The sequence below is a fragment of the Nannocystis pusilla genome, assembly GCF_026626665.1.
GTDB lineage: Bacteria > Myxococcota_A > Polyangia > Nannocystales > Nannocystaceae > Nannocystis > Nannocystis pusilla.
On record NZ_JAPNKE010000002.1, the window covers coordinates 8685011 to 8709503 of the forward strand.

22 protein-coding genes and 2 pseudogenes are annotated in these 24493 nt (G+C 71.0%); 11 read left to right on the forward strand and 13 right to left on the reverse strand.

The features are described from left to right. Window positions 1-147: 147 nt before the first annotated feature. The gene (locus tag OV079_RS38295; RefSeq protein ID WP_267774571.1) at window positions 148-1062 is read left to right on the forward strand and encodes an alpha/beta fold hydrolase; all 915 of its coding nucleotides are present in this window, start codon (window positions 148-150) and stop codon (window positions 1060-1062) included. A gap of 115 nt (window positions 1063-1177) precedes the next feature. Further along, the gene (locus OV079_RS38300) at window positions 1178-1963 is read left to right on the forward strand and encodes a lysophospholipid acyltransferase family protein (protein WP_267774572.1); all 786 of its coding nucleotides are present in this window, start codon (window positions 1178-1180) and stop codon (window positions 1961-1963) included. Here OV079_RS38300 and OV079_RS38305 read toward each other — a convergent pair. From OV079_RS38305 to OV079_RS38315, 3 genes and pseudogenes are all read right to left on the reverse strand, one after another. Then, window positions 1930-3111, reverse strand: coding sequence for a glycosyltransferase family 2 protein (locus OV079_RS38305; protein ID WP_267774573.1), 1182 nt, complete (start codon window positions 3109-3111; stop codon window positions 1930-1932). The two genes, OV079_RS38300 and OV079_RS38305, sit on opposite strands and share 34 nt — an antisense overlap. Window positions 3112-3410: 299 nt before the next feature. Beyond that, a pseudogene (locus tag OV079_RS38310) lies at window positions 3411-4234 on the reverse strand (SDH family Clp fold serine proteinase). Continuing rightward, the gene (locus OV079_RS38315; protein ID WP_267774575.1) at window positions 4221-4943 is read right to left on the reverse strand and encodes a rhomboid family intramembrane serine protease; all 723 of its coding nucleotides are present in this window, start codon (window positions 4941-4943) and stop codon (window positions 4221-4223) included. The pseudogene OV079_RS38310 and the gene OV079_RS38315 overlap by 14 nt, the downstream one beginning before the upstream one ends. A 281-nt stretch (window positions 4944-5224) precedes the next feature. Here OV079_RS38315 and OV079_RS38320 point away from each other — a divergent pair, with 281 nt between their 5' ends. The 3 genes from OV079_RS38320 (at window position 5225) to OV079_RS38330 (ending at window position 9213) form a co-directional block, all read left to right on the forward strand. Then, on the forward strand, window positions 5225-5866 hold the full coding sequence (locus tag OV079_RS38320) for a bifunctional 4-hydroxy-2-oxoglutarate aldolase/2-dehydro-3-deoxy-phosphogluconate aldolase (protein ID WP_267774576.1): 642 nt from the start codon (window positions 5225-5227) through the stop codon (window positions 5864-5866). 174 nt (window positions 5867-6040) lie between these two features. Then, window positions 6041-8266, forward strand: a complete 2226-nt coding sequence (locus tag OV079_RS38325) for an Rv1355c family protein (RefSeq protein WP_267774577.1) — start codon at window positions 6041-6043, stop codon at window positions 8264-8266. Between the two features lie 215 nt (window positions 8267-8481). Further along, window positions 8482-9213, forward strand: coding sequence for a CoA transferase family protein (locus tag OV079_RS38330; protein WP_267774578.1), 732 nt, complete (start codon window positions 8482-8484; stop codon window positions 9211-9213). Between the two features lie 202 nt (window positions 9214-9415). On the opposite strand, the gene OV079_RS38335 is transcribed toward OV079_RS38330, so the two are convergent. Beyond that, complete coding sequence (locus tag OV079_RS38335; protein WP_267774579.1) at window positions 9416-9844, reverse strand: hypothetical protein; 429 nt, start codon at window positions 9842-9844, stop codon at window positions 9416-9418. Between the two features lie 175 nt (window positions 9845-10019). Here OV079_RS38335 and OV079_RS59295 point away from each other — a divergent pair. Together OV079_RS59295 and OV079_RS38345 are read left to right on the forward strand one after the other, a co-directional pair. Then, window positions 10020-11459: pseudogene (locus tag OV079_RS59295) on the forward strand (Rv1355c family protein); the annotation flags it as partial. Window positions 11460-11742: 283 nt separating this feature from the next. Further along, window positions 11743-12564 (forward strand): nitroreductase family protein, encoded by an 822-nt coding sequence (locus OV079_RS38345; protein ID WP_267774580.1) that lies wholly within the window; start codon window positions 11743-11745, stop codon window positions 12562-12564. A 57-nt stretch (window positions 12565-12621) separates the two neighbouring features. Here OV079_RS38345 and OV079_RS38350 read toward each other — a convergent pair whose 3' ends face one another. The 5 genes from OV079_RS38350 to OV079_RS38370 all read right to left on the reverse strand — a co-directional run bounded on the left by OV079_RS38350 (window position 12622) and on the right by OV079_RS38370 (window position 15723). Then, window positions 12622-13356, reverse strand: coding sequence for a hypothetical protein (locus tag OV079_RS38350; protein WP_267774581.1), 735 nt, complete (start codon window positions 13354-13356; stop codon window positions 12622-12624). Continuing rightward, window positions 13343-13894: a hypothetical protein gene (locus OV079_RS38355; protein ID WP_267774582.1), complete on the reverse strand. Its 552-nt coding sequence runs from the start codon at window positions 13892-13894 to the stop codon at window positions 13343-13345. Before OV079_RS38355 ends, OV079_RS38350 begins: the two co-directional genes overlap by 14 nt. Before the next feature lie 71 nt (window positions 13895-13965). Beyond that, complete coding sequence (locus OV079_RS38360; RefSeq protein ID WP_267774583.1) at window positions 13966-14511, reverse strand: YfgM family protein; 546 nt, start codon at window positions 14509-14511, stop codon at window positions 13966-13968. Continuing rightward, a complete protein-coding gene (locus OV079_RS38365) occupies window positions 14508-14891 on the reverse strand; it encodes a hypothetical protein (RefSeq protein ID WP_267774584.1) in 384 nt (127 codons plus the stop codon). Before OV079_RS38365 ends, OV079_RS38360 begins: the two co-directional genes overlap by 4 nt. Before the next feature lie 232 nt (window positions 14892-15123). Further along, window positions 15124-15723, reverse strand: a complete 600-nt coding sequence (locus OV079_RS38370; RefSeq protein WP_267774585.1) for an RNA polymerase sigma factor — start codon at window positions 15721-15723, stop codon at window positions 15124-15126. 61 nt (window positions 15724-15784) lie between these two features. Here OV079_RS38370 and OV079_RS38375 point away from each other — a divergent pair, with 61 nt between their 5' ends. Together OV079_RS38375 and OV079_RS38380 are read left to right on the forward strand one after the other, a co-directional pair. Next, on the forward strand, window positions 15785-16591 hold the full coding sequence (locus tag OV079_RS38375) for a pseudouridine synthase (protein WP_267774586.1): 807 nt from the start codon (window positions 15785-15787) through the stop codon (window positions 16589-16591). A gap of 1 nt (window position 16592) precedes the next feature. After that, a complete protein-coding gene (locus OV079_RS38380) occupies window positions 16593-17369 on the forward strand; it encodes a 4Fe-4S single cluster domain-containing protein (RefSeq protein WP_267774587.1) in 777 nt (258 codons plus the stop codon). Window positions 17370-17544: 175 nt separating this feature from the next. Here the strand turns inward: OV079_RS38380 and OV079_RS38385 are convergent, their stop codons facing one another. From OV079_RS38385 to OV079_RS38395, 3 genes are read right to left on the reverse strand one after another with little or no spacing between them, the layout of a single operon-like run. Beyond that, window positions 17545-18312: a polyamine aminopropyltransferase gene (locus tag OV079_RS38385; protein ID WP_267774588.1), complete on the reverse strand. Its 768-nt coding sequence runs from the start codon at window positions 18310-18312 to the stop codon at window positions 17545-17547. Further along, the gene (locus tag OV079_RS38390; RefSeq protein ID WP_267774589.1) at window positions 18309-19271 is read right to left on the reverse strand and encodes a hypothetical protein; all 963 of its coding nucleotides are present in this window, start codon (window positions 19269-19271) and stop codon (window positions 18309-18311) included. The genes OV079_RS38385 and OV079_RS38390 overlap by 4 nt, the downstream gene beginning before the upstream one ends. A gap of 14 nt (window positions 19272-19285) precedes the next feature. Continuing rightward, window positions 19286-20881, reverse strand: a complete 1596-nt coding sequence (locus OV079_RS38395) for an aldehyde dehydrogenase family protein (RefSeq protein ID WP_267774590.1) — start codon at window positions 20879-20881, stop codon at window positions 19286-19288. A gap of 156 nt (window positions 20882-21037) precedes the next feature. On the opposite strand from OV079_RS38395, the gene OV079_RS38400 reads away from it, so the two are divergent. Both OV079_RS38400 and OV079_RS38405 read left to right on the forward strand, forming a co-directional pair. Further along, on the forward strand, window positions 21038-22117 hold the full coding sequence (locus tag OV079_RS38400) for an MYXO-CTERM sorting domain-containing protein (protein ID WP_267774592.1): 1080 nt from the start codon (window positions 21038-21040) through the stop codon (window positions 22115-22117). Window positions 22118-22234: 117 nt separating this feature from the next. Continuing rightward, window positions 22235-23629 (forward strand): NHL repeat-containing protein, encoded by a 1395-nt coding sequence (locus tag OV079_RS38405; protein ID WP_267774593.1) that lies wholly within the window; start codon window positions 22235-22237, stop codon window positions 23627-23629. An 83-nt stretch (window positions 23630-23712) separates the two neighbouring features. Here the strand turns inward: OV079_RS38405 and OV079_RS38410 are convergent, their stop codons facing one another. Continuing rightward, window positions 23713-24375 carry a DUF4920 domain-containing protein gene (locus tag OV079_RS38410; RefSeq protein ID WP_267774594.1) on the reverse strand — a complete coding sequence of 221 codons (663 nt, stop codon included), beginning with the start codon at window positions 24373-24375 and terminating at the stop codon, window positions 23713-23715. Between the last annotated feature and the right edge of the window lie 118 nt (window positions 24376-24493).

Genomic DNA, 24493 nt, shown 5'->3' on the forward strand with positions numbered 1-24493 from the left:
GGTCACACTCGTGGGCGGCGCGGTCGGGCGGAGCGCGGCCGCATGCGCGCGTGCGCAGGGGGGTGCGCAGCGGTCCTGTGATCCCCAGCACGGTCTGAACGCGCCGCTTTGTGGACATTTCCTGGGGCTCTGAAGTCTCCTGATCGCATGCTGACCCTGCCCGAGCGACTCGCCCGTCGTGTCCTCAACGTCTCCGGCCTGAAGAGCCGCCGGGTGGCCACCCGCGTCGGCGACATTCACGTGCTGGACGGGGCGGGCGGCGGTGGTCTGCCGCCGATCGTGGTGCTGCACGGGCTCGCCGCCCACGCGGTGTGCTACGGCGGGCTGCTCAAGCGCTTCCAGCCGCACGTCCGCCGGGTCATCGCGCCCGACATGCCGGGCCACGGCTTCTCCTCGCTGCTGCGACCGGGCGACCCGCCGACGGTGCTGCTCGACGCCCTGGTCGAGACGCTCGACAAGGTGCTCGACCAGCCGGCGCTGATCCTCGGCAACTCGATGGGCGGCCTGGTGGCCATCCGCTACGCGCTGGCCCGCCCGCACATGGTCCGCGGCCTGGCGCTGGTGTCGCCCGGCGGGGCCCCGCTGCCCCCCGCCCAGCACGCGGCCTTCCTCGACCGCTTCCGCATCGACACCTACGGCCAGGCGCTCGATTTCGTCGACGACGTGTTCGCCAAGGTGCCGCCCCTCATGCGGCACCCGATCGCGCACAACCTCCGCCGCCGCTTCAACCATCCGCAGCTGCGCCAACTGCTCGGGGAGATCTCTCCGTCCGTGCTGCTCACGCCGGCGGAGCTCGCGAGCCTCCACATGCCCGTGCTCTTCGTGTGGGGGCGCGAGGAGCGGATCTTGCCGCGCGCGCACTATCGCTTCTTCGCGCAAAATCTGCCCGCGCACGCCGAGTTCGAGGAATTCACCGACTTCGGTCACATCGGCTTCATGGAGCAACCAGAGGCGCTGACGCGTCGCGTGCTCGATTTCGCGCGGCGCTTGCCTGCGCAGGATGTTTCACAGCGCGGCTCGACGTGTGCCCCGGGTCATGACACTTTTCGAGCATCCGCCTAGCAAAGCCATACCCCCTCGAGGGCTTCACGCCGCAGGCTGCTGAGGGAACGCCCCCCCGTTGCTGCGCGCGGCCCCTGCCGTGGACTCAGCCGCTCCCTCCGGCAACCTCCAGGGGGTGTGCCGCTCGACACTGCGGTCGGCGGTGGCCGGCTTCGACGTGCTGTCCCGCTACCACCGCTGCGAGGTGCGCGGGGTCGAGAACGTCCCCGAGGGCCCGGCCCTCATCGTCGCCAACCACAACGGCGGCCTCAATCCGGTCGATGGCCTGTTCCTGGTCGAGTACTACCGCCAGCGCGGCTACGACCAGCCGATCTTCATCCTCGCCCACGACATCCTGTTCCGCATCAAGCGGGTGGCGAAGCTGCTCGAGTCGGTCGGCATCATCCGCGCCCGCAAGGGCCAGGCCCGCTCGCTGCTCGAGGCAGGGCACAAGGTGCTGGTGTTCCCCGGCGGCGACGTCGAGTCGATGCGCCCGTTCCGCGACCGCCGCCGGATCGTCCTGGCCCAGCGCCAGGGCTTCGCCCGCCTGGCTCTTCGCGCAGGCGTGCCGATCGTCCCGGTCGTCAGCGCCGGCAGCCACGAGACGATGATCGTGCTCACCCGCGGGCACCGACTGGCGCGCCTGATGCAGACCCAGAAGTGGGCCCGCATCAGCTCCCTGCCGATCATCCTGGCCGCCCCCTGGGGCCTGCTGCTCGGCCCGACCTGCGCGCTGCCCTACCTGCCGCTGCCGTCGAAGATCACGTTCCAGGTCGGCGAGCCGCTCGCGCTCCACGACCGCCCCTGCTGCGAGGTCGAGGCGGCCGAGCGCGCCCCCACGATCTACGAGAGGGTCGAGCAGACGATGCAGACGATGCTCGACTCGCTCTACGAAGAGCGCCTGCTGCCGATCTTCGGCTGACGCCGGCCCAGGCGGGTCCCCGCCCGCACCACCGCGGTCGGATAGAAAGTCCCGCGCCACAGCACGCCGCCGCGGCGCCACGCGAGCACCGCCGAGCGCATCAGCACCCAGCCGAGCGGGACGATCGAGAGCCCCGGCACCACCGCCGGCCAGCGCGGCATGGTGAGCCAGCGGCTCGCGGCGTACTGCGTGCTCGCGGCGACGACGAAGGTGACGAGCGCCAGCCAGCGCGCCGGCTCCGGCTGCGCGAGCCCGGCGAGCCACCCGAGCTCGAGCGTCGCGAGCACCGCGACCCCGGCGATCACGGCCGCTGCCGACGCGTTGGCGCCGGTCCGCTCGAGCGAGCGCTGGAAGACTGCGAACGACGGGTAAAACTCGAGGCGCACGAACTCGCCGCCGACGACCATCGCCTGGCGCGCGCCCGAGCGCTTGAGCATGACCCCGAGCGCGAAGTCGTCGGCGACCTCCATCTTCAGCCACTCGAGCCCCGGGCTGCGGTCGAGCGCGCTGCGTCGCACGAGGTTGAAGGCGCCCGAGCCGGCCGCGGTCTTCGCCGACGGGTCGGCCACCGCGGTCAGCGGGAGGAGGGTCGTCAACAGGCGGAAGAACCCGGCCAGCGTCGGCTCGAGCGAGCGCCTGGCGGTCATCGACGGCAGCGCGGCGACGTGGTCGACGCCCTCGCGCTCGGCCCACGCGATCACCCGCTCGAGGGTGCCGGGCGCGAGGTGGATGTCGGCGTCGCTGAAGAGGATCCAGTCGCCGCCGGCGCGATCGAGGCCGCGCTGCATCGCGTGGACCTTGCCGAGCCAGCCGTCCGGCAGCGCATCGAGGTGGACGACGGTGATCCGGCGATCGCCGGCCGCGAGCCGATCGGCGATCGCGCCGGTGTCGTCGTCGCTGCGGTCGTCGACGATCACCACCTCGAGCTCGGGATAGCCCTCGGTGAGGCGGGTCCGCACGGCGTCGGCGAGGTGCGTCGACTCGTTGCGCGCCGGCACCACGAGCGAGAGCCGGGGCCAGGCGGGCCTGGTCTCGCGCGGCATCCCGGACACGTGCGGGAGCACGCGGATCGCCCCCAGCAGCCTGAAGGTTTGAAACAGCCACCACACGGCGCTCAGCGCGACGACCACGAACGTCCACGATCGCATGGCCGCGGCCCCGTGCAAGCCTTGGACCGCGAGTCGCGCGGAGGAAAGACCAGGCGACGAGCCCCCGAGCGCGACGCGTTGCCAACCGGGGCGGGTCACCGCTGACAAGTTGTCGCGGGACCCGCGGCGAATGAGATGTCCCCAAGGACAGCTTATAAGATCCGCGCGCGCCCGGCTGTCGGAGACGAGCGATGGGGCAGGTCAGAGGCGGAGCGCGGCCCGGCGACGGGAGCGAGCTGTCCCATGGGTCAGGTCATGGCGGCCTGCGGGCCGCAGTCGCAGGACCCCAGCCGCCCGGGTCAGCGCTCGTCGACCTTGCGGTAGGGCGACGGGATGAACTCGACCGCGGGGCGCTGGCGGGTCGGCTGGGGGTAGAGGCCCATCAGGCGCATGAACTCTTGCGGCATGTCCTCGGAGACAGGTAATCCGAGGTCGCGGGCGACGCCGGCGGTGATCGGGTAGTCGTGGGTGAAGTGGCCCTCGGACAGCAGCTCGACCAGGCGGCGGCCGGCCTCGGTGTCGCGGTCGGCGGCGGTGAGCTCGCGGACGAGCTCGCGGATCTGCTCGAGCGCCTTGCGGGCCTGGTCGGCCCAGATCAGGGTCTGGTCGTCGATCTCCGCGACCGGCTTGTCGCGCACGACGGTGAGGATCGAGGCGGCGGAGTTGGCCCCGATCTGCGGGTCGACCGGGCCGAGGACCGCGTGCGGGCTCATGACGATCGCGTCGGCGGCGAGGGCGATCAGCGTGCCGCCGGACATCGCGTAGTGCGGCACGAACACGGTGACCTTCCCGGGCCGGCGGTGGATGGCCCGCGCGATCTGGGAGGCCGCCAGCGCCAGGCCGCCGGGCGTGTGCAACACGAGATCGATCGGGATGTTCGGATCGGTGAGGTCGAGCGCGCGCAGCACGGCCTCGCTGTCCTGGATGTCGATGTAGCGCATGAGCGGGAAGCCGAGCAGGCTCATGGTCTCCTGCCGGTGGACCAGCAGGATCACCCGCGAGCCGCGCTGCCGCTCGATGGTGCCGATCATCGCGCGCGCGAGGCGTCGAGCAGCCGTTGCTTCAGCGCCGGCTGCAGCGTGACGAGGATGAAGAACAGCCAGAAGACCTCAGAGACGGACACGGCGACCTCCGCGGGGCGGGAGCTCCCAGGCGCGCGCGAGCGGCCCCTCGTCGTCGCAGGGGGCGCGCCCGCCGTGCGGGATGAACAGACGGTGCAGGGCGAAGCCGGCGACGAAGCCGCCGATGTGGGCCCAGTAGGCCACGCCGCCGAGCGACGGCTCGAGGCTGCTGCTGACGAGCTGGACCAGGAACCAGTAGAAGAGAAAGAACAGCGCCGACACCTGCACGAACAGCGGCCAGAAGAACAGCGGGATCAGGAGGACGATCCGCGCGTGGTGGTACATCGCCAGGTAGGCGCCCATGACCCCGGCGATCGCCCCCGAGGCGCCGATGACGGGGACCGTCGAGGTCGGGTGGACGATCAGCTCGGCCAGCGAGGCACACACCCCGCACGCCAGGTAGAAGGCGACGAAGCGCGCCGGGCCCATGCGGTCCTCGACGTTGTCGCCGAAGATCCACAGGGTCCACATGTTGGCGATGAGATGCACCCATCCGCCGTGCAGGAACACGGCCGTGAGCGGCGACCAGTAGGGGGCGGGCGGGCCGGCGGTCAGCTCGGCGGGGACCATGCCGAAGGTGAACAGCACCCGCAGCAGCTCTGGGTCGGACAGCCCCAGCTCGAACATGAACACAAAGACATGCGCGGCGATCAGCAGCCAATTGGCGACCGCGGGGTAGCGCCCGGGGATCGTGTCGTACAGCGGGAGCACTGCGCTGCTGCTTGTGAAGCGACGCCTCGCGCGTTGCAAGCGCCAAAATCGCCGGCCGCGGCGGCGCGCTCGGTCGTCGTCTCGGGGCCGCGGCGCGGGCCTTCGTCGCAGCGAGTCGCAGCGAGTCGCAGCGAGGCACACCCTGCGTGACCGCCGCTGGCCGCGGGCCTGCGCGGTCACCTCCGCGTGCGACCGGGTGCGCTTCACCTCGGGCTCACCCTTGCCCCGGCCCGGCGGCGAACTTGCGGCGCGAGTGGCCGTTGGCCTACGATGGCACCAGCATGTCCTCGGAGACAGCCTTCACCGCGGCGCTCGCCCAGCACCGCGCGGTCGCCATCATGCGCGCGACCAGCCGCGACCACGCGGCCGCGGCGATGTGGGCCGCCGTCGAGGCCGGCTTCCGCGTGCTCGAGTTCACGGTGACCACGCCCGACGCGCTCGGCCTCATCGCGGAGTTCGCCCGCGACGGCCGCCTCACCGTCGGCGCCGGCACGGTGATGGACCCTGAGACCGCGGGCGCGGCGGTCCGCGCCGGCGCGCGCTTCCTGGTCTCGCCGGTGCTCGACGAGCGCGTCGTCGCCTGCGCGCGCGCGCTCGGAGCCGCGGCGGTGCCCGGCTGCTTCACCCCGACCGAGCTGTGGCGAGCCCACTCCGCCGGCTCCGCGGCGCAGAAGCTGTTCCCGTCGCCCGGCGACGTGGCAGCGTTCGTCCGCGCGGCGCTCGGGCCGATGCCGTTTTTGCGCATCCTGCCGACCAATGGGGTCGACGCCGCGAACACCGCCGCGGTGCTGCGAGCAGGCGCGGTCGGCGTGGGCTTCACGACGCCGCTGTTCCCCCCTGAACTCGTGCAGTCCGGAGATCTCGCAGCGATCGGGGCGCGCGCGACGACCCTGCTGACGGCCGTCGGGAGCGCCGCCGCATGAACCGCGAGCTCGCGCCGACACGTCGGGAATTGAAGGCAATGCGCCGCCCTTGTCGACTTCGCGCGCCTTGCGCTATCGTCGAGGCGTTGCGAGCCGAGCCTACGCGCCGCGTTGTCTGAGGAGCCGTCGATGTCTGCGCGCCGTTTGCCGAAGACTCTGGCTCCGTGGCGTGAGGTGCTCGCGTCCGCCGAGCGCGAGTCGTGGTTCCCGTTGATCTTCGATCGCTCCGTGCCCGCCGAGGCCGAGGCGATGGACGAGCTGATGAACGACGGCGAGGTCGTGTACATCCACGACATGCTCGAGGCCCAGCTCAAGGACCTCGTGCGCTCGCGGACGCCGAGCAAGAACTACACCGACGACGAGGTGGCGCAGGAGATCGTGCGCCTGCTCGCCGACCAGACGCCGCAGAACTACGGGCGCTGGGCCTTCTATCCGTGGTCGCGGCGCATGGTCCACCTGCTGCCGCCCGACTCGTTCATCGAGCTGCGCTCCGATCGCAACCGCAACAAGATCACGAGCGAAGAGCAGGCTCGGCTGCGCAAGATCAAGATCGCCCTCGCCGGCCTCAGCGTCGGCAACGCGGTCGCCGTCACGCTCGCGCTCGAGGGCGTGTTCGGCGAGCTCCGCCTCGCCGACTTCGACACCCTCGACCTGTCGAACATGAACCGCATCCGCTGCGCGGTGCATCACCTCGGGCTCAACAAGGCGATCATCGCGGCGCGCCAGATCTACGAGCAGAACCCGTACGCCAACCTGGTGCTGTTCACCGACGGCGTCACGACCGACAACATCGGCGAGTTCATCGACGGCACCGGCCCGGGCGACCGCGCCGACATCGTCATCGACGAGTGCGACAGCGTCCAGATCAAGCTCAAGCTCCGCGAGGAGGCGCGGGCCCGCCGGCTGCCGGTGCTGATGGAGACCAGCGACCGCGGCATGCTCGACATCGAGCGCTTCGACCTCGAGCCCGACCGCCCGATCCTCCACGGCCTCGTCGGCAACGTGACCTCCGACCAGGTCAACACGCTGTCGCCCCCGGCCCGACTCGGCCTGGTCCTGCAGATCGCCGGTCTGCACACCATCTCGCCGCGCCTGGCCGCCTCGCTGCTCGAGCTCAACCTCACGCTCAAGGGCTTCTCCCAGCTCGGCTCCGACGTGACCCTCGGCGGCGCGACCACGACCACCGCGGTCCGCCGCCTCGCGCTCGGCATGCCGCTCGCCTCGGGTCGCGTCTACATCGACGTCAGCGGTCAGCTCGCCGAGGTCACCTCGCCGCCGCTGCCCGACTTGAGCCACCCGCGGCGGCTCCGCGAGACCGCGGAGGTCCGTGAATTGGTGCAGTACGCGATCATGGCGCCGTCGCACGGCAACGACCAGCCGTGGCGATTCGAGTACGGCGACGGCGTCCTGCGCGTCCTCCACGACACCGAGCGCGGCGGCGGACGCGACGAGATCGGCCGTCACTGGGCGCTGGTGGCCATCGGTGGGGCGCTGGCCAATTTGCAGATCGCGGCGGGGGTCAAGGGTCGCGAAGCCAACATTCAGCTGTTCCCGCCCAAACAAGACCCGTCCCTGGTCGCGGAGGTGCGATTCGGATTGCGCGCCGGCGGACCGGCCGACGACCCACTATTCGAGGAGATTCCGCGGCGAAACACCAACCGCGGCCTCGGGACCCGTGCGCACCTGTCGCCGGTCCATGTGCAAGCGTTGTCGGCAGCCGCCCGCGACAGCGGGGCCAAGCTGCAACTATGTACGGACCGCGCGCTGCTCGGCGAGCTCGGGCAACTGATCGGTGAGGCCGAACGGCTGCGACTGCTCACCCCGACGCTTCACGGTCCCACGATGCGCCAGATCCGCTGGTCGGAGGCCGAGGCCCACGACACCCAGGATGGCATTCGCGTCGAGGCACTGGCAGTGACACCGATGGACTTCGCGGCGTTTCAGCTGCTGCGCTCGACGGATGTCGCCAAGGTGCTACGAGACACCAATGGTGGGCGCTTGCTGATGATGTCCTCGGTTCAGGCCCTAGCCTCATCCGCAGCGGTCGGCCTGCTCACCATTCCGGGTCAATCGCCCACGGCGCTGGTGCGCGGGGGCCAGGCGATGCAACAACTGTGGCTCACCGCCAGCGCCCTCGGGGTCGCCGTCCATCCGATGAACACGCTGATTGATATGTTCGCCCGGGTGGAACGCTTCCACGGGGCCGGCTTCGACAAACGCGAGATTCAGCGCTTCCTCGAGATGCGCGAGCGCTTCACTCGCGCTTTCACCGTCGCGCTCGCCGATGTCGAAATCCTGCTGTTTCGCCTCTCCTACGCAGACCCCGCGCCGTTGCGGACCTTACGCAGACCGGTCGATGCCGTGTTCTCCGTGCCGCAACCAGAGAAGAAATCGCCGTGATTCTCTCGCACGCGAAGGGGCCCAAAGACCGCAAACTCGTTGCAATTGTGTATCGCAGCACACATTTGCTGCATGTGCAAGAAAGCAGCGCGTCTTGACACTGCCAGGTGATTCCCGTACTCTCGACCGAACATGCGGTGGCGGGAGGCAAACAGGGTTTTGCGTGCTAGTGAGGGTTGCCGCGCCCTTTCCACACATGGACGGTGGTTCCACACATGCTCTCGCTCTCCCTGGTGAACCCGCATCTTGAGCCGTCCGTGGTGGACGAGTTCTCGCAGGCCCAACGGGCCTGCTATGAGGAGTTCTCGGCGGAAGCGGCGGTCAGCGAGGTCGCGCAAGACGACCTGATGAGTGGCCGCGTGGTGTATTTCGTGGCCCGCGACGAGACGGGGGCGATGGTCGGGGGTCTGCGCCTGCACCTCAGCTTTCCGGGCACCAAGTTGCCGGTCGAGCACACGCTCTCGCAACTGTCACAGCTCGCACGATTGTTGGAGAGCCGGCGACAGCACGGTGTCGCCGAGGTGTGTGGCCTGTGGGCCTATTCGCGGTATCGCGGCACCAAGCTGAGCAATGCGCTGGTGCGCACGGCCGTGGCCGCTGCGCCGCTGTGCGAGACGAACCTGCTGATCGCGCTGTCGCACCACTATGTGGTCAACCACTGGGCGCCGATCGGATTCACCGCGGAGCCGCGTCTCGGCGTGCATTCGTACCCCGACGCCCGCTACTTCTCGAAGGTCATCCTCCTCGACCCCGTCCGCCTCGCCACCGCCGAGCCCGAGCACAAGTGGCGGATCTTGGGCCTCCGCCAGGCGCTGCGCATGCACTGCCCGATCTTCTGGTCGCCCGAGACCGAAGAGCACGTGCCCGTGCAGCCCAGCGAGCACGTCCCGGTCTCGTCGTCGTCCGAGCACATCGCCGGCATCGCGCAGGCCGAGCACCCGGCGTGACGCGACAGCGCGCCCTGTGACGCGGAGCATCGTCGCGACCTCCGCCGTCGCGTGGGTGTCGGGCCGAGCACCCGGCGTGACGCGACGGCGCGCCCTGTGACGCGGAGCATCGTCGCTACGTCCGCCGTCGCGTTCGCGCTGGGTCGCGATCGACGACGCGCGCGACCGCTGCGGGCTCGTCTGACGGGGACTCGCGGGGCCGCTAGGTCATCGCGCTCGAGATGCCGACCTTGTCCCGCAGCCGCTTGATCTCGGCCATCAGGCGCTCGTGGTGGTCCTTCGGGATCTCGAGGTACTCGATGGCCGCGGGGATCTGGACGGTCGTGAACGCCTTGACGTTGGGGTTGAACCAGCTGAGGGCGGTGACGATGCCGCGGACGAGGCGATTGAGCGTCACGACCGAGACCTTGCCTTTGAAGCCGTTGGCCTCGAGCAGGTCGTTCATCGCCCCGCGCTGCGTCGCGTTGGGCCCCCCGCCCTCCGAGATGACGAGCGAGCTGGTGTATTTGCCCATCTGCTTGCGCCCGAAGTCCACGTAGCCGCTCCACTCCTCGTCGGTGGGGTTGTCCTTCGTGTGCACGGCCACCAGCACCGAGTGGTAGAGCGAGTAGGCCATCGTGGGGGCGGACATGGGGCGCGCTTCTTCTGGGCGTGGCGACGGCGGTGCGGACCCCGCTGAGCCTGCGAGAGTATAGACCAAGAGCGTGGAGACCGGGCCGCGGAGGGCGCGCGATTTCGCCCATCGGAGGGTTGCGGGGTTTGCGCATCGTCGCGCTCGCTGCGGCCATGGAGCTGTTTTTTGAAACATGTCCCTTGCGACATGCCGTAAAGGGCATGTCGCGAGGACGCGGCGGAACGGGCGTGCGGTGCGTTACCGCCCGCAGGCGGGCTGCGGCTCCAGGTTCCGCGCCCGCGGCGCCGGACGGGCGCGATCGAGCGCGCGCGCTGCGGTGGATCGACGCGACGAGCCCAGCCTATCATGGCGGGGAGAACGGGCCGCGCAGGCGCGACGGGCAGCGGCGGGAGAGCACGTGGAAACAGGGGACCGACTGGGCAAGAGGCTGCTGGAGGCGCGTTACGAGTCCGAGGCGTGGCGACCTCAGCTCTTTCGCCTGGCTGTCGCCGAGGACCGGCGTGCGCTGTCGAAGCTGCTCGACGAGGTGCCTGGCCTCCAGGTCTACGACGCCATCGAGGAGCAGCTGATCGACCTGATCCGCACGCGCAACCCGAGCGAGCGGATCAGCGACCTCGCGGCGCGCGAGCGGGTGCAGGTGTACCTCGGCGAGACGCCGCCGGACGAGTACGGCGTGTGGGTCTACTACCCGTGGGCCGCGCGTCTGGTGCACTTGCTCGACGAGGCCGAGTTCGTCGAGCTGCGGACCAACCGCAACAAGTACAAGCTGACGCCCGAAGAGCAGGCCCGCCTGGCCAAGAAGCGAGTCGGCGTGGTCGGCCTGTCGGTCGGTCAGACGGTGGCGACGACGATGGCGCTCGAGCGCAGCGTCGGCGAGATCCGCCTGGCCGACTTCGACCGCCTCGACCTGTCCAACCTCAACCGGATCCGCAGCTCCGTCCACAACCTCGGCGTCTCCAAGGTCCTGATCACCGCCCGCGACATCGCCGAGATCGACCCCTTCCTCAAGGTCGTGCTCTACCCGGTCGGCGTCCACGACGACAACCTCACCGCGTTCCTCTTGCGCGGCGGCAGGCTCGACGTGCTGATCGACGAGTGCGACAGCATCGACATCAAGCTCAAGCTGCGGTTCACCGCGCGGCTGCACAAGATCCCGGTGTTGATGGAGACCAGCGACCGCTCGCTCATCGACGTCGAGCGCTTCGACCTCGAGCCGACGCGGCCGATCTTCCACGGCCTCGTCGGCAACATCGAGCCCGAGCGGATCGCCAACCTCTCCACGGAGGAGAAGATCCCCTACGTGCTCAAGATCATCGGCGAGGGCACCATGTCGAGCCGCATGGTCACCTCGATGATCGAGATCGAGTCGACCATCAAGACCTGGCCGCAGCTCGGCTCGTGCGTCGTCTACGGCGGTGGTGCGGCCGCCGACATCGTCCGGCGCATGAACCTCGGGCAGATGAACTACTCGGGCCGCTTCATCGCCGACATCGAGAACATCGTGCCCAACGATCCGGGCGGCGGCGACGGTCAACCAGGGCTCCCGCGCGTGCCCGAGTGGACCGCCGAGGGCATGGAGCGCGCCGCCGATCGCTGGTCGCACGGGCGCCCGGCCGCGCACGCGTGGCCGCCCGAGCTGGCGCGCGAGCTGGTCGAGATCGCGGCGCGGGCCCTCCGGCGGCAACACCCAGCCGTGGCGCTGGCTGCTGCGCGGCGGCCGGCTGTTCCTGTTCCACGAGCGCGCCCGCTCCGAGGCCCTCGCCGACTTCCGCACTCTCGGCGGCGTCGCGGCCCTCGGCGCGGCGGCGGAGAGCCTGCGGCTGGCCGCGCACGCCCGCGGGCTCGAGCTGTCGCAGGTCGCGTTCCCCAGCCCCGACGAGCCCGACCTCGCGGCGGTGTTCGAACGCCTGCCCGGGCCCGGCCCCGGCGCCGCGCCGCACTGGCGCGACGAGCTCGCCGGCGCGCTCGGCCTGCGCCACACCAACCGCAAGAACTCGGACCGCGCGCCGTTCGACCCGGCCCACCACGCCGCGCTGGCCGCGGCCGCCGGCTCGGTCCACGGGGCGCAGCTGCTGTTCGTCAGCGGCGACGCCGAGCTGGCCGAGATCGCCGAGCTCGTCGGCATCGGCGATCAGCTGCGCATCATCGACGACCGGCTCAACCAGGAGATGTTCCGCGAGGTCCGCTGGACCCCCGAGGAGGCGGAGGCGACCCGCGACGGCATCTACATCGAGTCGCTCGAGCTCAGCGCGGCCGACCTCGCCGGCCTGTCGATGTGCCGCCGACGCGACGCCCTGGCCCTGCTGCGCGCCCTCGGCGGCGGCAAGGGCCTGCGCAAGTCGGCCGCCAAGGCCATCGCCTCGGCCTCGGCCGTCGGCCTCCTGACCATGCCGCGCGTCAGCGCCGACGACTTCTTCCGCGGCGGCCAGGCGCTCCAGCGCATGTGGCTGGTGGCGCACACGCTGGGGCTGGCGATCTATCCGATGACGACGCTCGCGTACATGTTCCTGCGCGCCCGCCACGGCGGCGAGGGCCTCAGCGAGGCCGCAGTCGCCGCGCTCGCCGAGGCCCGCCCGCGCTTCACCCGGCTGTTCCCGGTGGGGCCCGAGCAGGCCGAGGTGCTGCTGTTCCGGGTGTCGCAGGCCGAGGCCCCGACGCAAGCGTCGCTGCGCCGCCCGGTCCCGGAGATCTTGCACGTCAGCGGGGCGGGGTCGTGATAATGTCCCTCGGGACATGTCACAACAAATAGGATCGCGGAGTCTCGTGATTCACGATCACGGCGAGCAGCGCTGACAGGCCTCGGCGGCCTGGCGGCAGTCGTCGTCCGCGCGCCGGCACAGGTCGCCGTAGCGCGGGTCTTCGGGGTGCCGGGTCGCGAGGTCGCAGATCTTGCCTTCGAGCTCGCAGGTCGCGGCGGACAGGTCGCAGATGTTCTGGCAGCGGTTGCCCGTCGCCTCGTCGTCGACGGCGGTGTAACCCCGCGCGCTCGCCTCGGGCTTGGCGTCGGCGTTGTACGCGACCTTCTTCTCGCGCGTGGCCGAGGGGCCAGGGGTCGTCGCGCCGCCTTTCGGCTTCACCGGCGCGGGCGCGGGCGCCTGGGCGACCGTGGGCGCGTCGGCGGCCCGTCCGGCGCTGGCGTCCTTGCGCGGTCGCTTGGCCTTCGCAGCGTTCATCTGGAACTCGCCCGCGACCTCTTCGGCCGGCACTGGCGCGGGCGGAGGCGGCGGCGCGAAGCCCCCACCCCTGGCATCGGCCGCGAGCCCCGAGTCGCGCGCGGCCAGCAACACCCCGGCGGCGCGCAGACGCGACTCCTTGTCGGCGAGCAGGCGCTCGTACTCGGCGAGCCCGAGCTCGTCGTCGGGGTTGCCGCGCTCGGCCTCTTCGCGCTCCGGGGCCACCGGCGCCGGGGCATCGAGCGGCGCGGGAGTGGCGAAGCGCTCGGCGTCCTGCGAGGCACAGGCGGCGGTCAGCGCCAGCAGTGAAGCGCCGGCGAGATCACGAGCACGCATGGCAGGCCTCCGTGGCGAACTCGCAGTCGGTGGTGGCGCGCTCGCACGCGTGCTGGTAGCGCGGCTCGTCGGTGTGACGCGGGGCGAGGTCGCAGATGTGATCGCGCAGCTGGCAGATCGACGTGGTGATGTCGCAGACCGACTCGCAGCGCGCGGGCGAAGGCTCGGCGGGGGCTGCGGATGGCATCGGCGACGCGCTCGGGGGCACGGGTCCTGCCGAGGGCGTCTGCCGCTCGGCCGACTTCGCCGCCTTGTCGCCCGCCCGCACGTCCGCGTCCGCTTGCGCGTTGCGGTCCTCGGCCTCGGCCTTGGCCAGCGCCTCGCCGCCGCCGCCGGCCGCCGCCGGCGGGGTCGCTCCGAGCGCGCGCAGCTGGTCCTCGCGCGCGGCCAGCTGGGCCTCGAGCGCGTCGATGTCCTCGGGCCCGGCGGCGCCGGCCGCCGCGGACTCCGCCTGGGGCGGGGCCGACTCAGCCGCCCGCTTGGCGCACCCGGTCGAGGCCAGCCCGGCGAGCGCGAGCGCGAGTGTTCGCAAGGACATGTTCATTGTGACAGGGCCGAAACGCAAGGTCCGAAGGAACAGGTCTGAACGGACAGGCCCCAACATCGCGTTCATGGCGCGGCTCCGGCGAGCGCCTGCTGGAGCAGCGCGCGGTTCATGTCGAGGGCCTCCTCGTAGGCGAGGAGGGCGTCGCCGTCGCGGCCCTGCTTCTCGGCGATCTCGCCGCGCAGGCCGACCAGGCGGGCGGTGAAGGCGTTGGTGGCGATCGCCTTGTAGTCGACGCCGAGCCCCTCGCCGACCAGCTCGGCCAGCGCGTCGGGGGTCTTGGGGTCGACGTCGGGGTGGTCGAGGCGGAGGCGGACCAGGCGGCCGTAGACGTCGTGGCGCAGGACCGCCGCGGCGTCGCCGGCGACCGCGGGCTCGGGCCAGGCGATGGTCCGCATCTGCTCGAGCGCCGCGATCGCGCCGGCGTAGTCGCGCTGCTTCAGCAGCACGTCGACGCGGCGGTGCTCGGCGTCGACGGTCTGGGCCAGAGTGACGAGGACCTCGGGCCGTGGCGCCGGCGCCAGCCGCCCGGCCTGGGCCAGGCCGGCCAGCATCACGCCGGCGCCGACGACGGCGCCGAGGAGCGTGGCGATCCACGTGTGGCGCGTCATGGCTTGTCTCCGAGTGACATGGCCAAAAGGTCATGTCGAAGGACGCCGCGATCGTCGTCGACGCGGTCGTCGAGGTCGCGGCGCGCGTCGTGCTCGAGCTGGGCGAACTGCTGCGCGAGCAACTTCGAGGTGGAGGGACCGGAGGCCGCGGCAGCGGTAGCGGCGGCGGACTCGGCGGTGGCGACCCGGGGCGCAGACTCCGGCTCGGGCCCGCGGACCACCACCAGCACGACCGCGGCAGTGGCGACCGCGGGCACGGCGCCCCACAGCCAGCGACGGCGCCACCACGGCGTCGGCGTCAGCGCCGGGGCGAGTTCGCCCGACCACAACTTGTCGAGCTCGCCGGCCGTGAGCGCCTCGGGCGCCCGGGCGTGGCGCAAGAGGCGGACGATCGCCAGCTCGTCCTCGATCGAGCCGGCCTCGCCCTCGGCCTCCTGGCCGCGTCGCAGCTCGTCTTCCCACGCCGGGTCGAGGACGCCGCGCGGCGGCGCGGTCGATTTCGGGCTTGGGGGACGTGGCGGACGGATCAGACCCGGTCATGCGAGCCTCCTGAGGCGCGGTCTGGTGGCTGAACGTGGGCAGCCGGAAGAAGCTTACGCGAGGCCATGAAAGTCATAACTCGGCGCCTACGGGTAGGCCGCGTTTTTCGCACGCGGCGCGGAAGGCTTTGCACGCGCGGAAGAGGAGCACGTCGAGCGTGCCGATCTTCACGTCGAGAGTCGCGGCGCACTCCTCGCGCGGACGATCTTCGAGCAGGCGCAAGCGCAGCACCAGGGCGTAGCGAGGGTTCAGCTCCGACAGCACGGCCTCGATGCGGACCCGCAGGGCGTCGCGCTGCAGCTCCTCCTCGGCCGGGTTCTTCGGCTCGGCCGCGCCGGCGTTGCCGAGGTGCTCCTCGAACGCGCCGCGCAGCCGTTGCCGCCGACCCGAGGCCCGCAGCAGGTCGCGCGCCTTGTTCTTCGCCATCGTCTTCAGCCACGGGTAGACCCCCGCCTCTTGCCACACGAAGTTGGGCAAGTGGCGATACGCCGAGAGGAAGGTCTCGCGCAGGCAGTCGTTGGCGTCGTCGCGGTCGCCGAGCATCGGCACCAGCACGTACGAGAACAGGGTCGGCGCGTAGGCCCGGTACAGCCGCTCGAAGGCGCGGCGGTCCCCGGCGGCGGCCTTGTCGACCACGCTGCGTTCGTCGGGGAGCGGCTCGGGGCGACCCACGCGCCGCGAGACTATCGCGCTTTTCGTCGGTGTGGCGAGCGCGGCGAGGTTAGGCTCCGGGGTGCCGCGGCTCGACCTCCTCATCGCCCACAACCTCGGCCTGTCGCGCGGGCAGGTGACCCGGGCCGTCCGCGCCGGGCGCGTACGGTCGCCCGAAGGTGCGCCGCTGAAGGACCCGGGGCTGAAGATCGCGCCGAGCGCCCTGCCGCAGACGGTGATCTTCGCCGACGAGCCGCTGGTGCTGCGGGTCCGCTATCACCTGCTGCAGCACAAGCCCGTCGGCGTGGTCACGGCCCTGCGCGACGATCGCCACCGCACCGCCTACGAGCTGGTCCGCGGCGCGCCGCTCGGGCGCGATCTCCGGGCCGTCGGTCGCCTCGACCTCGACACCTCCGGCCTCTTGCTGTGGACCACCGAGGGCGCCCTGCTGCACCGGCTGACCCACCCGCGCTACGCGGTGCGCCGCACCTACCAGGCCGCCCTGACCGGCCCGTGGCGCGCGCCGCCGCCCGAGCTCGAGCTCGACGACGGCCACCGCCCCGAGATCCTCGACCTCCGCCCGCTCGCCGCCGAAGAGGCCCACCCCGGCCTCCACGTGCCCGAAGGGACAGGTGCGCTGGCGAGCATCACGATCGCCTCCGGCAAGTTCCACGAGGTTCGAAGGATCTTCGCCGCCCTCGGCGCCGAGGTCCTCGGCCTGTGCCGCGTCTCATTCGGCCCGCTCGAGCTCCCGCGCGACCTGCCCGCCGGCGAGCACCGCGAGATCGACCTGCACGCCCTGTTCGCCGGCACCCTCCACCCCGCGCCGCTGGCCCCCGGCGAGGCGCCCGACGAGGCGCCGCCCGACCCGCTGCTCGAGGACGAGTGACATGTCCGAAGAGACACCCGGGGCGAGGACCGACACGGCCGCACGGGCGAGGCCCGGCGAGCGCGCACCCGCGGCGAGCGAGGCGTCGAACGAGCAGCGCTCGCCGCTGATGGGCTCGCTGTCTGAAAGGACAGGTAATTCCGCCGCGAGCTCGTCACCCTGCAGCTCCGAGATTCGCCGCGAACTCCAGCTCCGCGTCGCCGCCCGGGTCGCCTGCACCGAGGCCGAGGGCCCCGGGCGCCGGTTCGCGGTGTGGGTGCAGGGCTGCGACCTGCGGTGCCCCGGCTGCTGCAACCCCGAGTTCTTCGCCCGCGAGGGCGGCGAATCACTGGCCGTGGCCGCGCTGGCGGACGAGCTGCGCGCCGCCCGTGACCTCCACGCGATCACCGGCCTCACCGTGTTGGGCGGCGAGCCGAGCGAGCAGGCCGAAGCAGTCGCCGCCCTGTGCCGGGCCGCGCGCGAGCTCGGCCTGAGCACCATCGTGTTCACCGGTCGCACCCACGCGGAGCTGCAGGCCCTGACCGAGATGCGCGCGCTGCTCGACGCCGCCGACACGCTCGTCGACGGCCGCTTCGACGCCCGCCGCCGCGAGCCGCCCGACGGTCGCCGGTGGATCGGCTCGACCAACCAGCAGATCGTTCACCTCACCCCGCGCCACGCCGACCCCGCGCAGTGGCGCGGTCGCAATCACGTCGAGCTGCAGATCGACGCCGCCGGCCGCATCACCGGCCACGGCGCGCCCGACATCCTGCGACGTGTCTTGAAGAACATGTCCTGAAAGACATTATGTGGCTGCGAGAGCGGCGCCCGAGGAGACGCGGCGCGCCAGGAGCGAAGGGTCGCCTGCGTCCGCGAGCGCTCGCCCGGCGCGTCCCCCGAGCGGCGGGGCCACGAGCTTGTGGCGTTCGGGCTCGCCTCGACCAGCACGACTCGCGGCCCGGCTCCGTGAAGAATCACAGCGACATCGTCGCCGTGCCCCAGCCCCACAGCTTCTTGATCTTCGGGCAGCGGCGGCGGAGCTCGAGCATCGCCGCCTCGTTGCCGCCGTAATTGGGAAAAATGTCGACCAAGGCGACGTCGGCCGCGAGCGTCGGCAGGACCGCGAACGCGTCGCCCACGATCACCGTCAGCCGCTTCTTCACGTGCGGGCGGATCTTCGGCAGATAGAAGTCGACCAGCTCCTGACTGAGCTCGACCAGCACCACTTCCTTCACCTGCAGCCGGCGCGACACCTCGATGAGCTGGTGGCCGAGGCCGAGGCCCGCGATCACCACTCGGCCCTTCGCCAGGCGCGTGCCCTCGCGCAGCGTCATCAGCTCCGCGGGCGTCAACGACATCCACGGCGACTCGCTCCACACCCCCGGCTCGCCCTCGCGGCACTGGAAGATCGCCGGGATCGGCACGTCGCTGTCAAAAATCACCGAGCCTGTCTGCGGGCCCCACCACGTCAACAATCGGCGACCGGCGCGGTGCAGGCGGATGCAGTAGCGGAACAACTTGTTCGGCGAGTCGGCGTGCTCGGCCGGGTTGAGCTCGGCGACCGGCGCGTCGCTCGGCGCCAGCTCGGGGAAGGCGATGAACGGCCGGTACGACGCGCCGACGATGTTGAGCTCCGGCGCCCACTTCATCGCCGAGTCCCACGGCACGCAGCTGCGCATGCGTCGCTGGTACTCCTCGAAGATCTCCAGCTTCTGCGCCGGCGTCAGCTCGATCTTGGTCATGCCGCGCCCAGTGTATCAGCGCGCAGCCAGCGGCACGCCGCCGCCGCGACGGGCACATACAGGAGTACGAGGAGCTCGCCGTACACGCGCGGTTCGTAGATGTTGGCGACCAGCATCAGCCCGGCGAACCAGGCCAGGGCGACCAGCGCCAGGCGCCGGTGGTCCGCGGAAATTGTCTTCCACAGCAGCACCCACGCCAGCGGTAGCAGCGCGAAGTACATCGGCAACCACAACCAGTGGACCGGCTCTGCCAGCCACTCGAGATTGTGCAGCCAGCGCGGCGTGTTTTTTCCAATTGCGAAGTGCAGGGCTGGGCCGGGGTTGTCGGGCAGCGCGAGCGCGACCGCCAGGCGCGCCGCGACGAACGCCGCGACCATCGCCAGCGCGGGCCGAATCATTCCCCGAATGTCCCGAAGCACATGTCCCGAAGACCCGACGTGCAGCGCGAGCGCGGCCGCCGGGATCAGCGCCGCGCTCTCGCGATTGAGCGCCGCGACGAAGCAAAGCGCGGTCGCGGCGGCGAACCTCCGATCCGCGACCAGCGCCAGGCCGGCGGCGGTGAACGCCATCGCCGGCGTGTCCCACGGGTAGAACACCGCCCACTTGTGCTTCAGCAGGAACGGGAAAGCCAGCAGCGCGAAGAAACATGTCGCGAAGAACATGTCCCATCGCGCACCCACGAGCGGACGCAGCGCCACGCGCAGGGCGAACCACAGCCCCAGCGCCGCCGCGGCCTCGCACACTCCCCACACCAGCGCCAGCGGCCAGTCGGTCGCGGCGCGCAGCGGCCAGGCGACGAGCGCCATCAGCGGGCGGTGGCCGAACGGCAGCGGCGCGGTGAACTCGGCGATCTGGGCCCACGTCGCGCCCTTGTACTCGCCGTTCATCTGCAGGCGGAGGGCGGCCCAGCCGGCGGCCAGCAGGACCAGCGCCCCGCCGCGACATGCCCTTGCGAGCATGTCCCCAGAGACAGCTACTTCCCGGCCGTCGCGCGCTTCCACAGCGCCTTGCCCATGTCGACGAGCCCGCGGGCGCGGCCGGCCAGGCTGGTGCTGTAGAGGATGTGGAGGATCGCCTTGCCCTGCTCGTAGGTGCCGGGGCGGACCGGGTACATCTCGACCGCGGCGTGGATCGGCAGGCGGTCGGTGATCACCGCCTTGACGTTGGACAGCCCGCGCAGGCCCTCGGGGCCGTTGAGGCGGCCGAAGCCGGAGCCGCGCACGCCGCCGAACGGCAGCTCGTGGGCCATGTAGTGCATCGCGAAGTCGTTGATCACCGTCGAGCCGGCGACGATCTGGCGGGCGATCCGCTCGGCGCGGGCGCGGTCGCGCGAGAACACCGACGACGACAGCCCGTACGCCGAGTCGTTGGCCAGGCGGATCGCCTCCTCCTCCGAGCGCACGCGCATGATCGCGATCACCGGGCCGAAGGTCTCCTCGCGCATGATCTTCATGTCGTGGTCGACGTCGACCAGCACCGTCGGCTCGAAGTACTGCCCGCCCGGGCCGCGCTTGCCGCCGGCGAGGATCCGCGCGCCGCGGTGGACCGCGTCGGCGACCAGGCGCTCGACGATGTCGACCTGGCCCGGCATCGTCATCGCGCCGACGTCGACCGTGCCGCCGCCGAGCGGCGGGCCCTGGCGCAGGCCGCCGACGATGCGCGCGACCGCGGCGACGAACTCGTCGTAGACCGCGTCGAACACGTAGATCCGCTCGGCCGCCATGCACAGCTGGCCGGCCGACGTCAGCGTCCCGATCAGCGCGTTGTGCAGCGCCTGGTGGATGTCGGCGTCGTCGCAGACGATCATCGGGTCCTTGCCGCCGAGCTCGAGGATCACCGGCGTCAGCGTCTCGGCCGCGGTCTGCAGCACGCGCTTGCCGTTGGCCATCGAGCCGGTGAAGATCACCTTGTCGACGCCCGCGCCGACCAGCGCCGCGCCGGTCTCGGCGTAGCCGGTGATCAGCTGCACGAGGTCGGTCGAGTGGCCCTCGGCCCGCAGCGCCTCGTCGAAGATCTGCTGGATCCGCGGCGCCGACCACGACGTCCACTCCGACACCTTGATCATCGCCGCGTTGCCGGCCATCAGCGCCGGGATCGCCGGCGCGAGCACGTTCTGCAGCGGGAAGTTCCACGGGCAGATCGCCGCGATCACCCCCAGCGGGTGGTACTCGATGCGCGCGGCCTTGTGCATGAGTACGCCGGACGAGGCCTTCTGCGGCTTCAGCGCCTGCTCGGCGTGGGCCAGGTTCCAGCGCAGCATCTCGCAGATCGGCCACATCTCGACGGTCGCGTTCTCGAGCGTCTTGCCGGAGTCGCGGCTGATGAGGCGGCACAGCTCGTCGGTGTGGTCGAGCAGGTGCTCGAGGATCCGGCGCACCACCCGGCGGCGCTGGGCGAAGCTCGTCTTCGCCCACGCGGCCTGCGCGACCCGGGCGCGCTCCAGGCGGGCCTGGACCTCGGCGCGGTCCATGGCCGGCACTTCGCCGAGCGACTCGCCGGTGGCCGGGTCGGAGCAGGGGATGGTCGAGCGCGCGGCGGCGAGGCTCTTCGGCGAGGCGGCGTGGTCCATGGCGCGGGGACCCTAACCCAAACCGCCGCCCGCCTGCGCGTGATCCGCCCCACTGTGGCCTCTCGTGGTCCGCCCCATGCGGGCCGGCCGGCCGGCGTGACAGTTTGGCAGCCGGTCGCACTTGAGCGCGTCATCGTGTCCGATTAGCTTGTGGGTATGCGGGTCGCGTCCACGCTCCTCGGCCTCTCGGTGCTCGCCGCGTGTACCAGCGAGTTCACCTTCTCGGATTCGGTCAACAGTCGGCTGTACGAGTTCAAGCCGCGCGCCGAGTACGGCGACGAGCTGAGCACGCCGTACGTGCTCGGGGCCCAGTTCGAGGTGTTCGTCGAGGACAACGATCAGGAGACCGACTTCCTCGGGTGGAAGGTCGAGAGCATGGACCCGAAGGTCCTGCAGCTGCGCGCCGAGCCGTACAAGATGAGCCCGCACATCCTCGTCGTCGAGGTCGGGGCCATCGGCGAGGGCGTCACCGAGCTGCTGCTCAAGGACACCTCGGGCGCGATCCGTGGCAGCGCCGCCGTCGAGGTCAAGCGGCCCACCCGCGCCAAGTTGTTCGCCGCGCCGATCTACGCGCTCGACAACCCCGACTTCCGCGGCGAGACCCCGCACCCGCGGATCCTCGTCGGCGGCACCGCGACCTTCGCCGTCGAGTACTTGCACGAAGACATCCGCCTGCAGGGCTCGACCGACATCCAGGTGGCCAGCAGCGCGGCGATCGACGCCACCATCCGTCACTCCGAGCTGGTCGACAACCGCAACTGGTTGCAAGTGAGCGTCGGCGCCCAGGGCCGGCACAGCGCCGAGCTGTGGCTCGGTGACACGCTCGTCGAGGAGGTCGACATCTTCGGCGTGCCGAGCAGCATGATCGCCGGCGTCGAGCTCATCGACGGCGACGCGACCAACCCTGACGAGCTCGCCGGCGAGTGGCTCCTCGTCGGGCAGGCGGTCGCCGAGGACAAGCAGCCGATCTACGGCGTCGACTTCGAGTGGGCGCTGCCGGACCGCGGCTTCACCGAGCCGGGCGACGTGTTCATCTACGAGCACGACCCCGAGCAGGAGTTCCGCAAGATCACCGCGCGGGCCTACGGCGTCGAGTCGCAGATCTCGGTGCGCGTCGCGGCCGGTGAGCCGGCCTCGTCGAACGACACCTCGCTGACCTGCAGCGTCACCGGCGGTCCGCCGCCCTGGGCGCTCGGTCTGTTGCTGCTCGGCCTGCGACGTCGTCGTCGCGCTTGAGCGAGTTTCCGCGCTCGGCGAACCCCGGATTCGCCCCTCCGTACCGGGAGGGGATCTCCGCTTCCGCCGACGAGAATTTCCCCTCGCTGTGCTAGCGTGCGGCTTCGGGGAGTTCTCATGAGAAACGAGCTTAAGTCCTTGATCGCCGCCTCGGTGGTGTTCGCCTGCGGGGACAACGGCGGGCGCGACGACGGCGGGGCGTCGGCCACGTTGACGCCGCCGACCTCGAGTCCGACTGCGGTCACCGCGACCGAGCCGGGCACTGCGTCGGAGACCGCCGGGCCGACCAGTGAGACGCCCACGATGGGGACCGGTAGTGACAGCAACGCTACCACCCAGAGTCCCACCGACCCGACCGAGGGTGTCACCGGGACCTCGGTGACCGCGAGCGGCGGGCCCAAGTTCGACCTCGGCATCACGCCCGACGGCGGCATGGCCTGCAGCGGCGGCGGCGGCGGCGAGCCTGACTTCTCGTACATCTGGATCGCCAACAGCGGCCAGGGGACGATGAGCAAGATCAACACGGTGAACCTGGTCGAGGAGGGGCGTTACATCGTGCGTCCCGACTCGGCGGGCAACCCGTCGCGCACCTCGGTCAACCTCTCGGGCGACGTCGTGATCGCCAACCGCGCCGGCGGTCTGACGAAGGTGTACGCGCAGCCCGAGCGCTGCGCCGACACCAACGGGACGCCGGGGATCCAGACTGCCGTCGACGCCAACTTCCTGCCGTGGGGCGCCGACGAGTGCGTCGCCTGGTACACGCCGATGAGCTACATCAGCCAGCGGCCGGTCGCGTGGACGCAGGGCAACTTCAACAAGGCGACGTGCCAGTGGGAGAACCAGAAGATCTGGACATCCGGCAACAACGACGACTTCGTCAACGCCGATAACCAGCTCGACGTCCTGCTCGTCAACGGAGACACCGGCGCGATCGAGGCGACCGTCAACGTGGTCGGCGTGAACCCCGACTACTACGGCATCTACGGCGCGGCGGTCGACGGTAACGGCAACTTCTGGGGCTCGCAGCTCGGCGTCGGCCAGCTGGTGTTCATCGACCGCCAGAGCCTGCAGGTCAAGATGTGGCCGATGGCGATGTCGGGCTACGGCATGACCGTCGACTCGAAGGGCTACGTGTGGACCTGCAGCGGCAGCGGCGCGGCCCGCTTCGACCCGATGACCGAGACGTGGCAGACCGTCGTGGTCTCCGGCGGCGGCGGCTGCATGGAGGACGGCGCCGGCACCCTCTACATGTCGGGCAACCCCAACCTCATCATCGCGGTCGACACCGAGACGATGGTCCAGAAAGACGTGCTGAACGTCCCCAGCTACGTGCACGGCATCAGCATCGACTTCTACGGCTACGTCTGGGGCGTGACGCTGTCGGAGCCGTACGCCTACCGCGTGCACCCGGTCATGAAGACGGTCGACACCTTCACCGGCCTGACCGCGCCCTACACCTACAGCGACATGACCGGCTTCGCCCTCAGCAACGCCGGCTCGCCGTCGGGCTAGCGGCCAAGACGAAGGGCCATGTCCTCGCGGACATGGCCCTTCGGGCATGAGCGTAGCGACCTGTCCTACAGGCCAGGCTCGGCTCAGCTGTTCTGGATCTTCACGCCCGAGGCGGTGAGGACGTACTCGGTGCGCTCGCCCGAGGCGGCGGCCGGGTCCTTGCCGGCGTCCTTCTCGAGGTGCTTGACCTGGGCCTCGGTGAAGGTGCGGGCCTCGATGGTGCCCTCGACGACCACGGGCTTGCCCTTGGTGTCCATCGGCACGGTGAAGCCGTGGTCCTTCATGAGGATCCGGGCCTCTTGATCGCCGTCCTTCATGACCATCCAGCAGCCCTTCTTCTGGCACACGCTGTCGACGGTGCCGCTGACCTGGACGGCGTCCTTGGGCAGGGCGTCCTTGCCGGCGGCGAGGATCGGGCCGAGCGGCTTGGCCTCCTTGAGGGCGAAGGCCGCGCCGAAGTGGTTGGGCTCGCCGGAGTTCGGGGTGCCCTCGGCGCCGCCGTGCGGGCAATCTGCCTCGTCGCCTTCCTTCTTGTGGGCGTCGGCGTAGATGCAGCCCTCTTCGGCCTCGTGCTTCTCGGCGACGGCGACCTTCTCTTCGGGCTTCGCGGGTTCGGCGGCCTTCGCGGGTTCGGCGACCTTCGCCGGCTCGGCAGCGGGCTGGGCGGCGGGGGCAGCGGCGGGGCCCTGGCAGGCGACGACGGTGCATCCGAGGAGCGAGGCGAGGATCGCGTGGCGGACGTGCATGGCGCGGAGTGTGAAAGGGCGACCTGGGGCTGTCAATGAGTGCCTGCCTCACACCTGGACCCTGGCGGCGAAGGGGCGTAGATCTGCCGCCGCATGCCCGCAGCGAAGCACACTGCGC

Bases quoted from the DNA above. Each gene is read 5' to 3' on its own strand.
- OV079_RS38390 (WP_267774589.1), bottom strand. From the start codon at position 19,271: ATGCTCGCAAGGGCATGTCGCGGCGGGGCGCTGGTCCTGCTGGCCGCC.
- OV079_RS38355 (WP_267774582.1), bottom strand. From the start codon at position 13,894: ATGTCCTTGCGAACACTCGCGCTCGCGCTCGCCGGGCTGGCCTCGACC.
- OV079_RS38405 (WP_267774593.1), top strand. From the start codon at position 22,235: ATGAGAAACGAGCTTAAGTCCTTGATCGCCGCCTCGGTGGTGTTCGCC.
- OV079_RS38410 (WP_267774594.1), bottom strand. From the start codon at position 24,375: ATGCACGTCCGCCACGCGATCCTCGCCTCGCTCCTCGGATGCACCGTC.
- OV079_RS38330 (WP_267774578.1), top strand. From the start codon at position 8,482: ATGCTCTCGCTCTCCCTGGTGAACCCGCATCTTGAGCCGTCCGTGGTG.
- OV079_RS38320 (WP_267774576.1), top strand. From the start codon at position 5,225: ATGTCCTCGGAGACAGCCTTCACCGCGGCGCTCGCCCAGCACCGCGCG.
- OV079_RS38385 (WP_267774588.1), bottom strand. From the start codon at position 18,312: ATGACCAAGATCGAGCTGACGCCGGCGCAGAAGCTGGAGATCTTCGAG.
- OV079_RS38335 (WP_267774579.1), bottom strand. From the start codon at position 9,844: ATGTCCGCCCCCACGATGGCCTACTCGCTCTACCACTCGGTGCTGGTG.
- OV079_RS38360 (WP_267774583.1), bottom strand. From the start codon at position 14,511: ATGACGCGCCACACGTGGATCGCCACGCTCCTCGGCGCCGTCGTCGGC.
- OV079_RS38295 (WP_267774571.1), top strand. From the start codon at position 148: ATGCTGACCCTGCCCGAGCGACTCGCCCGTCGTGTCCTCAACGTCTCC.
- OV079_RS38400 (WP_267774592.1), top strand. From the start codon at position 21,038: ATGCGGGTCGCGTCCACGCTCCTCGGCCTCTCGGTGCTCGCCGCGTGT.
- OV079_RS38395 (WP_267774590.1), bottom strand. From the start codon at position 20,881: ATGGACCACGCCGCCTCGCCGAAGAGCCTCGCCGCCGCGCGCTCGACC.
- OV079_RS38380 (WP_267774587.1), top strand. From the start codon at position 16,593: ATGTCCGAAGAGACACCCGGGGCGAGGACCGACACGGCCGCACGGGCG.
- OV079_RS38305 (WP_267774573.1), bottom strand. From the start codon at position 3,111: ATGCGATCGTGGACGTTCGTGGTCGTCGCGCTGAGCGCCGTGTGGTGG.
- OV079_RS38350 (WP_267774581.1), bottom strand. From the start codon at position 13,356: ATGCGTGCTCGTGATCTCGCCGGCGCTTCACTGCTGGCGCTGACCGCC.